Here is a 16932-nt window from a genome sequence, read left to right as displayed (position 1 = left end):
ATTACTCATTTGCGATAGGGAAAAATTGCAACGTTAAAAGGGGCTTAAATAATTTGTTAAAAAGAGGCCTAAAGTTTTGCAGATCAACATGGCTAATGGTGCTATAAAGAAAAGCAATCCTTAAATTTAAACAAAAGGATATCAGTTGGAACAGCCATTAAATTTTTTGATTTATAAATATATATGGGCACAATGCTAAGAATAAAAAATAAAATAATTGAATATTTTAAGTCTTTGAAATTTCATTTATTTGAGACAGAAGATGTATTCATTTACTGGCCAGACTTTAATAAGGGCATACTTTTACTTGTATTTGCGCTGCTGATCTTGCTTGGGCATTTGAGTTGGTATGTGGTGAATTACGAGTCTGCAAACCAAATTTGGTTTAGTCAGAGCTATCATGATGAGCGTATTTTTACCACGTGGTGTCAGATATTTTTAACCGCCTTTGTACTTTTGCTTGCTTTAGCATTTAAGCAAAATGCGAAGTTCCGTCATGTTATGGGCTGGCTTATTCCGCTATTTTTTGGGCTACTGCTGCTGTATTCAGCCAAAAGCGTTGGCCTTTATAGCCCTGCATCTATGGGCGGAATTTTGAATATTTTGCTGATAGGCTTTGTATTTTATAAACCCAAAGTTATTTATAGCATTATGCTGATTGTGACCTTGGTTTTTGGGGCGATGTGTTATTTCACGGCCATTGGTACATTGGCTTATGCGCCTTTATTTAGTGATCAGCTAAATCAAAGTGATTTGTACAGCAATACTTTTTGGCTTAAAAGTATGTTGATTCTTTATTCTCCCATATTAATAACTTCAGCATTATTTTTTGAGATATTGCTGCGTCAGTGGCGTAATCGTGATCAGAAAATTGAAATTTTGAGCCAAATTGATGGTTTAACTGGGGTATACAACCGTCGTTATTTATCTGAATTTGTGAATAAAAGACATCAAAAGAATTTCCAAAAATATTCGATGATTCTTTTGGATTTAGATCATTTTAAAAAAATTAATGATAGTTATGGGCATGAAGCCGGCGACTTAGTATTGCGCCAAGTTGCCCATGTGCTCAGACATGCAGTTCGTGAGCAAGATAAGGTTGGTCGTTTTGGTGGAGAAGAGTTTTCTCTAGTTCTAGCCGATCAGGACTTGGCAAAGGCTTTAGAAATTGCGGAACGCTGTCGTCAGGCTATTGAAGCATTGGAGATCACTCTGCCAGATCAAAGTGTTTTGAAAGTAACTGCGAGTTTTGGTATTGCGACTGCACAAGACGGTATGAGCATGGATGAAGTGACGCGTTTGGCGGATCAGGCTCTATATAAATCGAAAGAAAATGGGCGGAATCAGGTGCAGTTTGCTGTATTAGCATGATTGATTTATCTCCTCCTTATGGGAGGAGAAACACTGCCTCGCAAGGGGGTGAGGGGTTTGATATTTGATAATGGGCTGATGATGAATGAGATTGATAGAGTAGTGGAAGCTATTTATCATTACTGTCTTAAAGAATCTCCCTCTTGCGAAACGTAGTTTCTCATCTTTGTTAAAGAGGGACTTCTCGCGAATTTGATGGTAGTTGTGGATTCACGGTGTTCCTCCTTTTTTCAAAGGTGAGCCATGTATGGCGCAAGAGAAGGGATTAAAATATTAAAAAAGTAGAATAAAATGAAACCTTACAATAAAAATTTAAAACAAGTTTCGCGCGACCTGCGTAACAATATGACTGATGCTGAAAAGTTGTTGTGGTCACGGCTTCGCAATAAGCAAATACTAGGTTTGCAATTTTATAGGCAAAAGCCAATTTTGAATTACATCGTCGACTTTTACTGTCCTGCTGCCAATTTAGTCGTTGAGTGTGATGGTAGTCAGCACTATATGGATGAAGGATTGGAAGCAGATCGAGTTCGAGATGAGGCTTTGGCTCAGCTTGGGTTGAAGGTGCTGAGATTTGATAATGGGCAGGTGTTGGGGGAGATTGCTGGGGTTGAGGAGGCTATTTATCATTACTGTTTTAAAGAATCCCCCTAAATCCCCCTTTGCTAAAGGGGGACTTCACGCGAATTAGAAGAAGATTTTGGATTCGCGTTGTTCCTCCCTTTTTCAAAGGGAGGTTAGGAGGGATTATTTAAATATTGCATCACCAAAAATATTATAATCATGCATAATAGCTTCAAAAGATTTTGAGTCGGCAGTTTTATCGAGATTATCTAAAGCCATTTTCTCTACTTTTTCTTGTTGATCATTAGACATACTTCTTCTTTTTTCTTGGATTTCTAAAGCTTTATTCTTCATATATCCAAGCAGATATTCTGGCATTACAAGATTTGATGGTTTACATATTCCTTGTTTTAAAGAAACCCGGCTTGCCCTCATTTTTGATGAAAAATTGGAATTCACAATTCCTAAGATAAGAAAGGTAGGAAGTTTGGTGAATGTGTAAATATCATTATCTCCTTGTAAGACATCTACACCAATACTTCTAAGAAAATATCTATTTATGTTACTTGGTAAGTTTAGTGATTTAGGTGGAGTGTCTATTTCAGATAAAGGAAAGATATGTTGTTCATATTTATATAAATTATCTTGTTTACCTAAAATGAAATTTCTTAAGTTTAATTCAGCAAGATCGATCTGATTTATGAAGTATTCACTTTCATTTTCAAAATTAGAATTCTTATTTCTTATGTAGATTAATGTTCTCCATGAAAGCGAAGCACAGAATTTTGCTAACCAATCTTTATACTCAATAACATAGTTTTTTTGATCTAAAAAAGGTATAAACATTTTTTCAGAGAATTGTTTTTCCCAACTTGAAAATAGAAGCTCACAATCGCTACACAAGAGGTATTCCTTAATAACATTTTGTTGCCTTTTATTGATGTTATCTACATTTCTAAGATATCCTGTAGCGCTAGTCTTTTTAAGCCATTTACCAACAAATTTGGGTATAAAGTGGCTTTCTTTTAACTCTTTTGATTCATGGCAAAGCGCGCATATATGATTCATTTTAAAAATATATATGTTTTTAAGATTTAGATAATATCACCTAACTTTTAATATTAATCAATTAATCTTCCCAACCTCCCTTTAATAAAGGGAGGAGCAGTCACGTAACTCATTAGATACGCAAAAGTCCCCCTTTGTAAAAGGGGGATTTAGGGGGATTACCTAAAAATTAAAGTAAATCTTTTAGTTCTTTAATTCGTTGATCAATAAGATCGGCATTGCATGATAGATTGATTAACTTAGAGCCTGCACCTTGTACGCCACTAGAAAGATAAGAAACTAATTCATCACAATGACTATTTTTATATAACAACCAATTCTTTTGAGAGGTTTCTAAAATTTTCTTACCTTCCTCATTCATAGTGTTATAGAGCTTTTGATAAGTTTGGTTGAGCTTGGTTTTATTAGATTTTAATTCTTTTTCATAACAGGCAATTTCATCATAAACATTACTTGTTTTACACTCTGCAAAAGCAAAAGATGAAATAAAAGGTAAAACTAAAAGTAAGAATATTTTTTTCATTTTATAAAATTCGTTTATGTGTTTTTAAGATTTTTGATTATAAATAAAAAATCCCCTCATTCGAGGGGATTTTTTTCAAACTAATTACTGAACTGAATCATCCAAATTCGGCGCTAACCAACGCTTCGCTTCATCTAAAGTCCAACCTTTACGCTTCGCATAATCCTCAAGCTGATCGCCTGCGATTTTACCCACGTTAAAGTATTGGCTTTCAGGGTTTGCATAATAGAAACCGCTGACAGATGAAGGTGGCCACATTGCAAAGCTAGTCGTCAATTGCGTGCCAATCTTGTCGGTAGAACCTAACCAGTCAAACAACGGCGCTTTTTCAGAATGCTCAGGACAAGCAGGGTAGCCCGGTGCAGGACGGATGCCCACATACTTCTCTTTAATCAATTCTTCATTGCTTAAGGTTTCAGACGCTTGGTTGCCCCAGAACTCTTTACGAATGCGCTCATGCAAATGTTCCGCAAACGCTTCTGCAAAACGGTCACCTAAAGATTGCGCAAGAATTGCAGAGTAGTCATCGCCTTTGGCCTTGTACTCATTTGCCATTTCTTCTGCACCAAAGATCGATACAGTGAAGCCACCCAAGTAGTCATCAACATTTGCATCCGCAGGCGCAATAAAGTCCGCCAATGACAAGTTTGGTTTACCCGTTACTTTGTCAGACTGCTGACGGATATGCTCAAAAGTATGCGTCACTGTTTTCGCAGTTTCATCAAACACTTGAACCGTGTCCGCAGCTGAACGGGCAGCAGGGTAAATACCAAAGACAGCACGTGCATCAAAACGTTTGTTGTCGATAATATCTTTCAGCATGGTCTGCGCTTGTTCATACAAGTCAGTTGCTGCTTCACCCACCACTTCATCAGTCAGAATCGCAGGGAATTTACCCGCCAAGCTCCACGAAATAAAGAACGGTGTCCAGTCGAAGTATTCAACCAAAGTTTCCAATGGATAATTGGTCAGCGTTTGCGTACCAATAAAGTTTGGCTTCACAGGCGCATTGGCTGCAAAGTCAATTTTCAAACCATTTTCAACCGATTCAGCATACGTCAGTTTTGCTGCTTTAGGCTGTTTGTTAGCAATACGCTCACGCACTTTTTCATATTCTGCACGGGTTTCCTCAACAAACTTCGGTTTCATTTCTTTAGAAAGTAAAGTTGTTGCAACACCTACCGCACGTGAAGCATCGGCTACATAAATGACTGCATCATTTGAATATTGCGGATCAATTTTCACTGCCGTATGCGCTTTAGACGTCGTTGCACCGCCAATCATCAATGGAACATTAAAGCCTTTGCGCTGCATTTCTTTGGCAACAAACACCATTTCATCCAAAGACGGAGTGATTAGGCCAGACAAGCCGATGATGTCAACTTTTTCATCAATTGCCGTTTGCAGAATCTTCTCGCAAGGTACCATCACGCCTAGGTCGATAATGTCATAACCGTTACAGCCAAGTACCACGCCTACGATGTTTTTACCAATGTCGTGCACGTCGCCTTTTACAGTCGCCATCAGGACTTTGCCCTTAGACTGACCGCCAGACTTTTCAGCTTCAATGAACGGGTTTAGCCAAGCTACCGCTTGTTTCATTACACGTGCAGATTTCACCACTTGCGGTAAGAACATTTTGCCCGAACCGAACAAGTCACCTACGACGTTCATGCCGTCCATTAATGGACCTTCAATTACATCCAGCGGACGTTTGGCTTTAAGACGCGCTTCTTCAGTGTCTTCATCAATAAAAGTCGTGATGCCTTTCACCAAAGCATGCTCAAGACGTTTTTCAACTGGAAGCTCACGCCATTCCAAGTTTTCAACTTGTTTTTGCGCTGCGCCTTGACCGCGGTATTTCTCAGCCACTTCAAGCAGCTTCTCAGTCGCATCGTGCTGACTTTCACCTTGGTTTTGGTTCAAAATCACATCTTCAACTGCAGCTTTCAGTTCAGCGTCAATATCATCATAAATCGCCATTTGACCTGCGTTTACGATACCCATAGTCATGCCTTGCTGAATAGCATGGTACAAGAACACTGAGTGAATCGCTTCACGAACGGGTTCGTTACCGCGGAATGAGAACGATACGTTAGACACACCGCCTGAAATCATCGCGTGTGGCAAGTTTTGCTTAATCCAGCCTGTCGCTTCAATAAAGTCCACAGCATAGTTGTTGTGTTCTTCGATACCTGTAGCGACTGCAAACACGTTCGGGTCAAAAATGATGTCTTCAGCAGGGAAGCCCACTTCATTCACCAATACATCATAAGAACGCTTGCAAATTTCTTTTTTACGTGCAGCAGTGTCGGCCTGACCATTTTCATCAAAGGCCATCACAATCACGGCAGCGCCATACTGACGGCACAAACGCGCTTTATGCACAAACTCGTCATAGCCTTCTTTGAGGGAGATCGAGTTAACAACTGCTTTACCTTGTACGCATTTTAAGCCTGCTTCAATGATTTCCCATTTAGATGAGTCAATCATGATTGGCACACGTGAAATTTCAGGCTCAGATGCGACTAGATTCAGGAAGTGCACCATTGCGCCTTCTGAATCCAGCATGCCTTCATCCATGTTGATGTCGATAATCTGAGCGCCAGCTTCAACTTGCTGCTGTGCAACTTCTAACGCTTCGGCAAAATTTTCTTCACGGATTAAACGCAAGAATTTTTTAGAACCTGTCACGTTGGTACGTTCACCGACGTTCACAAACAGCGAATCTTCTGTAATGTTGAACGGCTCTAAACCGCTTAAACGGCAAGCGGGTTTGGTTTCTGGCACTTGGCGTGGGGCAATGTCTTTTACGGCATTGGCAATGGCGCGGATGTGATCCGGCGTTGTGCCGCAGCAGCCACCAGTAATGTTAATCAAGCCACTTTCTGCAAATTCTTTAATGAAGGCTGCAGTTTGTTCAGGGGTTTCATCATAACCGCCGAAGGCATTTGGCAAGCCTGCGTTCGGATGCGCTGAAACAAAAGTATCGGCAACGTCTGCAATGGTTTTGACGTGTGGACGCATGGCATCTGCACCCAGAGCACAGTTAAAGCCAATCGACAATAAGTCGCCATGACGCACGGAGTTCCAGAATGCTTCAGCGGTTTGACCGGTTAAGGTACGGCCAGAGGCATCTGTAATGGTGCCTGAAATCATCAATGGCAATTCATAGCCAAGCTGATTAAACACTTCTTTCACTGCAAAAATGGCAGCTTTACAGTTTAAGGTATCGAATACAGTTTCAATGAGCAGAATGTCCGCACCGCCTTCAATCAGGGCATGCGCAGCTTCAATATAGTTTTCTTTTAACTCATCAAAAGTAATGTTACGGAATGCAGGGTCATTTACATTTGGCGAGATTGAGCAAGTGCGCGAAGTCGGTCCAAGCACACCCGCAACAAAACGCGGCTTTTCAGGCGTTGAGTATTTTTCACAAGCGGCTTTGGCAATACGCGCTGCTTCACGGTTGATTTCAGTGACTAAATCTTCCATGTGGTAATCAGACATCGAAACTTTTGTGCCGTTAAAGCTATTGGTTTCAATGATGTCTGCACCAGCATCTAAGTAGGCTTCATGAATGCCTTGAATGATTTGAGGCTGAGTCAGCACCAAAAGGTCGTTGTTGCCTTTCAGGTCAGATGCCCAGTCAGCAAAACGCTCACCACGGTAGTCAGCTTCTTCGAGTTTATGACGCTGAATCATAGTGCCCATAGCACCGTCGATAATCAGAATCCGTTGAGCGAGCAGCTCTTTTAGGGTGGTAAGCGTGGACATAAATAACCCCAATCCGATGGAATATAAAATCGGCAAATATATTAACAGAATTCAGTTCATTATTTCTGATATTGAGTTTAATTATTAAGCGCAAAGTTGAGCTTGTTGAATATTTCGCCGTGCCTCAAAGTGGTTGCTGTAGCAAGATTGGATTGTCATAAATACTTCATCAAGTTGTCATATCTCTCTAGCATGCTATGTCTTGGTCTGTAGAACCCTTAAGTACAGCTTATATTTCATGTTTTGTAACATGATCTTTTGCGGTGCAAAAACAGCGTGTTTTAATAATGATAAATGAACAGAAATGGTTGTAACACTATGAATATTAATGATTGATTTGAATGCAAATAAGCATAATTGATGGCAAGCTGTAAAAAATAAAGTATGAAATATTGCTTTATATGACACCGCTTTGTCATATAATTGTCACAATTTAATTGAACAATATGGGGATTCTTAAATCCTCCATTCTTGCTTGCATGAATTCTAATCAAACTCCCGTAGATTCAGCACACCAGTCGACAAACAATAAGTCGACGAATGTTCATGTGCCTACACCGAAATTTTTTATGCCGGTGTTTCTAACGTTAATTATTTCAACGTTAATTTATATTGGTTTTCAACTTACAGCTGATCTTGCGCATGTTCCTGCACTTAGCCTCTACTCCATGATTTTATTGGGTACGGCTTTGTTTATTGCGCTCGGTTTTGAGTTTGTAAATGGTTTTCACGATACAGCGAATGCTGTCGCAACGGTGATTTATACCAACGCATTATCTGCACCAGTGGCGGTGATGTGGGCTGGTTTTTGTAATTTCTTAGGCGTAATGGTTGCCAGTGGTGCAGTTGCCTACGGCATTATTGCATTACTTCCTGTTGAACTGATTATGAACGTCGGTTCAAGTGCTGGTTTTGCAATGGTCTTTGCCATGCTCATCGCCGCCATTCTTTGGAACCTTGGTACTTGGTTCTTGGGGATTCCTGCTTCTAGTTCGCATACTTTAATTGGTTCGATTCTAGGCGTAGGTATCATGAACTACATTCTGCACGCAGGTAGCGGTGCATCGGGTGTAGACATGGACCAAGTGATTAAAGTGGGTAAAGCTTTACTGTTTTCTCCTTTAATTGGTTTTGCATTTGCTGCGGTATTGTTCTTATTGGTTAAAAAAATCTTTAAGAAACAAATGGAATTATTCCAGCCACCTGAAGGCAATAAACCACCACCACCGCTTATTCGTGCAATTTTGATCTTTACTTGTACAGGCGTAAGTTTTGCGCATGGTTCAAATGACGGTCAAAAAGGCATGGGCTTAATCATGTTGATTTTGATTGGTTGTGTGCCTTTGGCCTATTCTTTAAACAAGAATTTAGACCAAGCGCATATTCAATCATTTGAACAATTGTCTGCACAAACAGCGACTGCAATTTATGCACAGCATGATGATATTGCAGATGACAAAGCGCGTGATGTGATTACCAAATACATTCAGACCAAAGAAATTACCCCTGAAGTTGTGCCTGCTTTAGCAAGCTTAACTGATCACTTAGGTGAGCGTGTGGGTCAGTATGGCGATCTAAAAGATATTCCAGAAACTGAAGTTTCTACAATTCGTAACGACATGTACTTAAGTACTACGGCATTTAAGCGTTTAGATAAAGCAGAACAGCTTCCAGCAATGACGGCTGATCAAGCGAAAAACGTCAAAGAATACCGTAATAACTTAGACTCGTTCCTTCAATACATTCCTACATGGGTGAAAGTCGCTGTTGCATTGGCACTTGGTCTAGGCACTATGGTGGGTTGGAAACGTATTGTAGTGACTGTGGGTGAGCGTATTGGTAAGCATCACATGACTTATGGTCAAGGGATGTCAGCAGAGCTTGTTGCAATGACCACAATTGCTGCTGCAGATGGTTTTGGTATGCCAGTTTCAACCACTCACGTATTGAACTCTGCGGTTGCAGGTACAATGGTTGCCAACAAATCAGGCCTGAACTTTGCCACAGTGAAAACCATTCTTTCAGCATGGATCTTCACATTACCAGCGACAATCTGTTTGTCTGGTGGTTTATATTGGTTGTTCTTACAAGTGTTCTAAGCACTTTTAAGGCATAAAAAAACGCTACTTCGGTAGCGTTTTTTTATGCTGTTATTTTATGTTTAGGTGCTCTGTTTAAGTTCTGGCTCGGCTTTATGAGCTAGGCCATGTACGTGCACAGAACCCATTTGAATATGTAGCTAATCAAGCCTTCTTATTGACTGTGTAAGTCGTAGAAAATGAGAAGAACTGATTCATTGCATTATGCTTTTTTCAACATGCGGAGCATGGATTTGATAGGCAGTTTATCTGTTGCAAAGCCATAGACTGCAGCAAATGGCAATGCAGTTCGCGCTAAATATGCAACACGCCATAAACCACCGTGGTTTGCGCCTTTCATCATCAGTTCAAGTGGATGATCTAACTTAAGTTCTGGGTTAGCCACCGATTCAGGATTGCGAAGATCGTGTATCCATAAAGCTGCCATAATGGCATTGGTGGTTTCAGGGGTAAAGGCTTCTACATCAAATAGCTCAGCACCATTAAAGGCTGCTTTTAGCAAAGGATTTTTGGTCACTGAATGCGTGGTTGTAGAGGGCGCAATATTGATACTCACACGTTGACCATTATGTCGGGCTAATGTGGCACGCCACTGTTGAATACGTTTTGCCAGCGCATAGTTTGGTCCTTGTTCCACCACCAAGCAATCAGCAATACCATAGGATTGACCATTGCTGGAAAGAATTAAGTCATGTGAATTCTTTTGGAAAAAGTGCTGAGCACTGAGCGTAGAAATCCCTTGGCTCAGCAATTGCTGCGCTTTAGAGCGATGCGTGAATTTGTTTTGTGATGCTTCAACCACTTCTTTAGGTACAGCATAGACATCGGTTGGTGTGCACATGTATATAAGGCTGGTATCGGGCTTTTGTACACTGACATATTGCATAATGGCATCCATCGCCATAGATACGCGAACGTGTTTTTCACCATCTAAATACGCAATGGCCGCCAAGTCTAATTGATGTTGGCTTTGTGCCAGCCAATGGGCAATTTCAGGTGTTTGCGTCAATAGATTGGCACCAAGCTTTTCTCTAAGCTCTGCTTCGGTTGCTTCGTCTGACAGTGCTTCTATACATGGCGCATATAGTGTGGCATTACCGTGCTTTACGGTGTCTAATATTTTGCCCCAAATACGTGGGTGAGGTAAATCAACAGCGGCAATATTGGCTTTCCATTTAGAGAGCCAGGTAAGTGGGCCAGCCTCAGAAGCTGCACCAAACAGTACAACCGTACGGTCAGATAGATCGAACCATTCTGGGTGCGCTACACAAGCTCTTAAAGCATCAGCATGACTCGGTTCAACAATACCTGCATCTTGCCAATTTTGAAGCTGTGCTAAAAGTGCATCACCTTGCAAGTTTTGCCCTTTATAAGGTACATACCATTCAGGTGCAGCATCACTTTCACCTTTTAATTGAATGGTATGTAAAGGCTTTGCTGGCAAAGACATCACATCAACTAATAAGTGCTTTTCACCATCTCGATAAAACTCAAAACTATGATGCGCTTTATTTAAACCTGAAGTCGCAATATGAAGCGGAGCTTGGTCATTGAGAATGCCATGTTGGACCAAAGCTTTGAAATATTTTGGATATTGTTTACGCCAGTTTTTTTCTTGCGTAGCTTTGAGTGACAGGTTGTGATCGACCGAGGCCAATGCTTCCGCAATAATTTCACGCCCGACTTTGGATGTGCTGGGCTTTTGCTGTGTAGCAGAAATTGGAAACTGGAGGCCTTCTAAAGAACTAGACATGCAAAATATCTCACCTGACATTGTCGTTAATATACATTTGTATACATTATCTATGCCAAATTCGATTCGGTCTTGGCAGAAACTACCAATGTTTTGTAGAAAAATATTTCGAGATATTTCATGAAAAAAAGGAAGTATAAACTTCCCTTTTGATTTCAAGCGGTTTGACTACGTTTAAGGTTGAATGGCTCGTTTCAGCTCTTTGAGCATTGCAATCGTATTATCTAAGCCTGCACCAGTTAAATACCATGAATCAGCATTTACATTAATGACCTGATTGTTTTTCACCGCATCGGATTGGCTTAAAACGGGGTGCGTTTTAATACTATCTTTTGCTGTGTACTGTTGTGTATTGACTGCACCACGGTCTAATAAAATGATGTAATCAGGTTGTGCTTCCACAGCTTTTTTAAGCAATTGAGCATTCTTTTCTGCCAAGGCAAGGGCAGTAGCAGAACCCGCTTCTGGGCGTGGTGCATCAGACTTTTCACTTAGCGGGAGTACAGATTTAAATCCTGTTAAATCATAGACAAAACCAAAACGATCATTGGCTGCATGTAGCATGTAGTTGTCTTTATTTACAAATAGCATGAGCGCAGATTTATTCTGTGTTAAAGATTTAAGTTCAGCCTGTAGCTTTTTAACTTCTGCTAATTTTTCATTGGCAATTTTTTCACGTTTAAATGCTTTTGCCAGTAACTGAGTACGCTGTTCTAAGTCGGCGACATAATGCTCAGTTTGAGCCGATAAGCTTACAGTAGGCGCCAGTTGTTGGAGTTGGCTCTGCGCTTTTGCTGAACGTCCACCTACAAAAATAAGATCAGGCTTGGCTGCTTTTAACTTTTCTAGATCAGGTTCAAATAGAGAACCAGCTTTAATGAATTGATTATTTTGATATTTGGCTAAATCACCATTGAAACTGGTTTCAGGAACAATTTTTGCGTCTATACCTAAAGCATTTAGGGTATCGAGTATAGTAAGATCATAGACAGCAATATTTTGTGGCGCATTTTTAAGTTCAATCGTATTTTGTTCTGTGGCTTTTAACGTAAATGGTGCAGCAAGAGCTAAGCTGGATACAGGAGAAGTTAGCGCTAAAATCACAGTATACAATAATGATTTTTTAATCATCTTCTTGAATATTTCCAAAAAATTTCAATGAATGTATCAGAATAATTATTAAATGAAAATAATTAGCATTATTATTCAGTTTTAATGCTAATCAATACTATTTTCTATTGATGTCATATTGGTTACGAAAGTTGGCTAAAATGACAGCAAAAAAACAATAAAGTGTGATATGCATCACAAAATAAAAGATGTAGATTAAATCATCAAAAGAAGAATTCGTTCTTAGGGGAAAAATTATGAGTGATTTAACGAGCGTCTATTTATTTAGTGCACAAAAATCCAATTTCTCTTCTGCAGTATTTTCTAACTATCTGCAAGCCAAAGACTGGATTGAAAATAATTATTTAAGTGGTGTTTTAATCGAATATCCATTGGATCAGAGTTGTTATGACTGGGCGATTAATGCAGGTCATTTTAAAGAAAAAACTCCGATTGATCGTGCGCCTGTATTTATTGCCAAGTTTGTGTCTGCTTATCAGCGCAATTGGCATTTTGAACATGGTGAGCTTTTGGTCCACACAGATGTTTAATCCTTCTTAAGCAGAAGTGATTAATACCAATCACTAGCCAGTGAACTAAAAAGGGATTCTGCATAAGAATCCCTTTTTTTATGTTGCCAATATCGGTTTTTTACTCAATCTATGCAGTAGGCTCAGTGGTTAAAATGGCAATTGCATCAGCTGATTAAAGAAGTGAGGAAGGACCCTTGGCTCAATAATAATGGTCATGAGGACCCCGTAGGCAGCTCCCCACAAATGTGCACTGTGGTTAATGTTGCTGTTGCCACGCTTGCCAGACCAAATGCTATAAGCCACATACAGCACGGCAAAAATAATGGCTGGAACAGGAATAAAAAATACAAAAATCAGCTTCCACGGCTGAAATAAAATATAAGCAAACAATACAGCTGAAACAGCGCCAGATGCACCTAAGCTGGCCCAGCGATGATCATTTTTATGCTTGAGATAACTGGGAATAATTGCTGCAATCAAACCACCGATATAGAACAGCACAAAGCCCATTTCAAATAAGTAATGGCGATAGAACTGCTCAATAATGCTACCAAAGAAAAATAAGGTGATAATGTTAAATAACAGATGTGCACCATCGGCATGTATGAAGCCATGCGTCACAAAGCGGTCATATTGGCTTTGCTTAATAGCAGGGGGCCAAAAAATCAGACGGTTCATGATTTTTTCGTTTTGAAAGGCAAGAAATGAAACAACCACGGTAATTAAAATAATGGTGACCGTGTGATTAAAGGGTAAGTCCAGCATAGGATTCTGTTCTATATTTTGACTATTTAAGATGCATCATGCCATTAAAAAGGGCTTTAAAGTGAACTTTCAAGATAATTCCGACAATTTTGGTTGATTTTTTTCTACTGAACCGCATCTTCAGGTAAAATAGATAATTCAGCATGAGGAAATATTGTTATGTCGACTGAGAACACCAGCACTGTAGTTGCAGAAGAGATTCCAAATTTATTAATTACACCCAATGCACAAGAGTATTTAAAAGACTTATTGGCTAAACAAAATACGCCAGGTATTGCGGTACGTGTTTTTGTGGAAAATCCTGGAACACCGCGTGCTGAGTGCTGTATGGCGTACAGTGCACCAGAAGAAATTGTGCCTACAGATTACAAGCAAGACTACCCAGATTTTGCAGCTTATGTTGATACCCCATCTATTCCATATTTGTTAGATGCTGTTATTGATTACAACAAAGACCGTTTTGGTGGTCAGCTGACGTTCCGTGCGCCAAACTCTAAAGTGCCACGTGTAGGTCCAGATGCTTCTGTAGAAGAACGTATTACTTATGTTTTACAGTCAGAAATTAACCCAGGTCTTGCAGGCCATGGTGGTAACTGTGCTTTGGTTGAAGTGGTTGAAGACGCAGAACATGGCTTAACTGCGGTGCTTAAATTTGGTGGTGGTTGCCAAGGTTGTTCATCAATTGATTTAACCTTAAAACAAGGCGTGGAAACGACTTTAAGACAACATGTCCCAGAATTGATGCGTGTAGTGGACCAAACAGACCACAGTAATACTGAAGGCGCTTATTTTAAATAAGCACTTAGAAATTAAAAAAATAGCCTCAATTTGAGGCTATTTTTTTTGTGCCACATTTTATGACAGCTACATTTTTGGTGTTATAAAAATGGCGTGTAGATACTTGCTTGACCATTGGACAGTCCACATTCTATCCATTGAGGGGGGAGTACTGTTGCTAAGCTTAAAGTAATAAAAATAATAAACTTGTTTTTATTTAGTGCACTGCTTTCGTAGGTTAAATAAAATGCACGTGAAATTTGGTTATTTATTCACCTTAAAATATGGCCAAATGAGTCTACAAATAGAAGTGACCCTAGTAACTTGGAAAAATCACCATCTCACTTAGCGTGTCGAAAAACCTCACTTTAATGGGATAATGAGTTTCATTTTTTATTGTTGAGGATATGAATTATTAATCAATAATGAGAATAATTATTAATTATAATTGCATTACGTTTGTATTTTGTTACACTGAGCCCCGAAAATCAAAGACCATCCATAGATAGTAAGTAAGGGCATACGAGTATGAATAAGCCATTGATTCGTTCAACTTTAGCATTTGCAGTTGCATCAGCATTCACTGCGCAATTACAAGCAAATGAGCAAAATTCTGCTGTTCAAGAGAATCTGACAAAACTTGAAACCATTGTTGTAACAACCGCTGGCGGTTTCGAGCAAAACATTGCCGATGCACCTGCTTCAATTTCAGTGATTACGGGTGAGGAATTACAAAAAAAATCATATACCGATGTTATTGATGCCGTGAAAAATATGCCGGGTGTTTCGGTACAAGGGGGCGGTAACAATAAGGAAATTACCATTCGTGGGATGGGGGCAAGTTATACCAAGTATTTGGTGAATGGACGTCCTGTCAGTGCTGGCCGAACAGTCAATGGTAATGGTACAGACGGCGGTAAGATTGGCGCTTATTTACCACCTATTGATATGATTGAGCGTATTGAAGTGGTACGCGGCCCAATGTCTTCATTGTATGGTTCAGATGCAATGGGCGGTGTAATTAATATTATTACTAAAAAAGCCTCATCAAGCGATTGGCACGGTAGCATCTCTCCCGAATATACAAAATCAGATAACGACTATGCCAATGACAGCTACGGTGTTGGTTTTTATGCGACAGGCCCGCTGATTAAAGACAAACTCTCTTTGAGCTTGGATGGTAATTTCCAAGGCAATGATGAAAGTGATTATATTGGTGGCGAAGGACAAAAATCAGGTTCAAGTGAATCTGAGAAAAAAGTCAAAAAACTGGGCACTGAATTGGTGTGGAGTGTCGATGAAAACAACGACATTGGCTTACGCTATGATTTTAGTGGACAGCAATACACCACAACTTTAGGTAAGAGTGTTGGTACGGCAGCAGAAGCGTCTATCAACGAAAATGAAAAAGAAATGTACACCTTAACCCACAAGGCGCATTATGATACATTTATTCTTGATTCATATTTCCAAGACGAAAAAACCAAGAAAGTGTATAGTGGCGCAGTTGCGGATCGTAAACAAGAAGACTTAAAAGTATTCAATACACAAGGGACATTCTTCTTGGGCGATCATACTTTAACAGTTGGTGGTCAGTATCAAACAGAAGAAATTACCGATACGACCAATGGTTTAGCGAGTGTTACCGGTGTAACTTCGCTTGAACGTTGGTTATTTGCATTGTATGCAGAAAATGAGTGGAACATTACTGATAATTTTGCATTAACAGTTGGTGCTCGATTCAATAAAGATCAATATTTCGGTGGCGAAATTACCCCGCGAATTTACGGTGTTTATCACTTAACGGATGCTTTGACTTTAAAAGGTGGTGTAAGCACAGGTTATAAACAACCAACCATCAGCCAAATTTCTGAAGGTTTTGGTAGCCGTACTGGTAAAGGTAGTGGTGTGATTATTGGTAATCCAAACCTTTCTCCAGAAAAGAGCACAAGCTATGAGTTGGGCTTTAATTTTTCAGATCCTAGTTTGGGCCTCAATACCAGCTTAATGGTCTTTAAGTCAGACTTTAAAGATAAAATTGTTGAAGACCGCTTATGTGAAACACCAGGAACCACAAACAGTTCACCTGTAGAAGATTGGAAATGTGAGGCGAATGGTAAACCTTACCGTTTTGTTAGCCAAATGATGAACGTGTCTGATGCTGAAATGAAAGGTGTTGAATTCACATTAGATTATGACTTACTGGATAATTTAAGTGCGAGCACAAGCTATACTTATACAGAATCTGAGCAAAAAAGCGGTGAGTTTAAAGGTCAGCCTTTAAATAAAATGCCAAAGCACATGCTTAACATTGGTTTAGATTATGATGTTTCAGATCGTTGGAATACATGGATGGATTATAACTACCGTGGTAAAACCAGTGATTACTTAAGCCGTACGTCTATGGCGAGTGGTACACCAGCTTATGGTACATTTGATGCTGGTGCAGTATTTAAAGCCAGCGAAAAGTTAAGCTTAACAGCTGGGGTTTATAACTTGGCCAATAAAGAAATTACCAATGGAGAATACGATATTGTGTTGGATGGTCGTAGATATACTGTTGGTATGAATATCAAATTCTAATTTGCCAAT

General features: G+C 39.7%; 12 protein-coding genes. 6 read left to right on the top strand and 6 right to left on the bottom strand.

The features are described 5' to 3' along the window. Window positions 1-234 precede the first annotated feature (234 nt). Entirely contained in the window at window positions 235-1371 is a 1137-nt protein-coding gene (locus tag C9E88_RS12375; protein ID WP_162368843.1) for a GGDEF domain-containing protein, read from the top strand. Between the two features lie 291 nt (window positions 1372-1662). Then, entirely contained in the window at window positions 1663-2025 is a 363-nt protein-coding gene (locus C9E88_RS12370) for an endonuclease domain-containing protein (RefSeq protein ID WP_106985772.1), read from the top strand. A gap of 93 nt (window positions 2026-2118) precedes the next feature. On the opposite strand, the gene C9E88_RS12365 is transcribed toward C9E88_RS12370, so the two are convergent. The 3 genes from C9E88_RS12365 to metH all read right to left on the bottom strand — a co-directional run bounded on the left by C9E88_RS12365 (window position 2119) and on the right by metH (window position 7303). Beyond that, on the bottom strand, window positions 2119-3003 hold the full coding sequence (locus C9E88_RS12365) for a hypothetical protein (RefSeq protein ID WP_106985771.1): 885 nt from the start codon (window positions 3001-3003) through the stop codon (window positions 2119-2121). Between the two features lie 169 nt (window positions 3004-3172). After that, complete coding sequence (locus C9E88_RS12360) at window positions 3173-3526, bottom strand: lysozyme inhibitor LprI family protein (protein ID WP_106985770.1); 354 nt, start codon at window positions 3524-3526, stop codon at window positions 3173-3175. Between the two features lie 84 nt (window positions 3527-3610). Then, window positions 3611-7303 (bottom strand): methionine synthase, encoded by a 3693-nt coding sequence (gene metH / locus C9E88_RS12355; RefSeq protein WP_106985769.1) that lies wholly within the window; start codon window positions 7301-7303, stop codon window positions 3611-3613. A 479-nt stretch (window positions 7304-7782) separates the two neighbouring features. On the opposite strand from metH, the gene C9E88_RS12350 reads away from it, so the two are divergent. Then, a complete protein-coding gene (locus tag C9E88_RS12350; protein WP_106985768.1) occupies window positions 7783-9402 on the top strand; it encodes an inorganic phosphate transporter in 1620 nt (539 codons plus the stop codon). 202 nt (window positions 9403-9604) lie between these two features. On the opposite strand, the gene C9E88_RS12345 is transcribed toward C9E88_RS12350, so the two are convergent. Both C9E88_RS12345 and C9E88_RS12340 read right to left on the bottom strand, forming a co-directional pair. Further along, complete coding sequence (locus C9E88_RS12345; RefSeq protein ID WP_106985767.1) at window positions 9605-11155, bottom strand: hypothetical protein; 1551 nt, start codon at window positions 11153-11155, stop codon at window positions 9605-9607. Window positions 11156-11329: 174 nt separating this feature from the next. Continuing rightward, complete coding sequence (locus C9E88_RS12340) at window positions 11330-12286, bottom strand: ABC transporter substrate-binding protein (RefSeq protein ID WP_106985766.1); 957 nt, start codon at window positions 12284-12286, stop codon at window positions 11330-11332. A gap of 236 nt (window positions 12287-12522) precedes the next feature. Here C9E88_RS12340 and C9E88_RS12335 point away from each other — a divergent pair, with 236 nt between their 5' ends. Next, window positions 12523-12816 (top strand): DUF7710 domain-containing protein, encoded by a 294-nt coding sequence (locus C9E88_RS12335; protein WP_106985765.1) that lies wholly within the window; start codon window positions 12523-12525, stop codon window positions 12814-12816. 129 nt (window positions 12817-12945) lie between these two features. Here C9E88_RS12335 and C9E88_RS12330 read toward each other — a convergent pair whose 3' ends face one another. Continuing rightward, a complete protein-coding gene (locus C9E88_RS12330; protein WP_106985764.1) occupies window positions 12946-13563 on the bottom strand; it encodes a rhomboid family intramembrane serine protease in 618 nt (205 codons plus the stop codon). Window positions 13564-13722: 159 nt separating this feature from the next. Here C9E88_RS12330 and nfuA point away from each other — a divergent pair, with 159 nt between their 5' ends. Both nfuA and C9E88_RS12320 read left to right on the top strand, forming a co-directional pair. Further along, a complete protein-coding gene (gene nfuA / locus C9E88_RS12325; RefSeq protein WP_106985763.1) occupies window positions 13723-14361 on the top strand; it encodes a Fe-S biogenesis protein NfuA in 639 nt (212 codons plus the stop codon). A gap of 507 nt (window positions 14362-14868) precedes the next feature. Beyond that, a complete protein-coding gene (locus tag C9E88_RS12320) occupies window positions 14869-16923 on the top strand; it encodes a TonB-dependent receptor domain-containing protein (protein ID WP_106985762.1) in 2055 nt (684 codons plus the stop codon). Window positions 16924-16932: the final 9 nt, after the last annotated feature.

Origin of the sequence: Acinetobacter cumulans (genome assembly GCF_003024525.3) — a bacterium.
Lineage (GTDB): Bacteria > Pseudomonadota > Gammaproteobacteria > Pseudomonadales > Moraxellaceae > Acinetobacter > Acinetobacter cumulans.
Note: the sequence above shows the minus strand (reverse complement) of the source record. Positions and strands in the feature narration are given on the sequence as shown.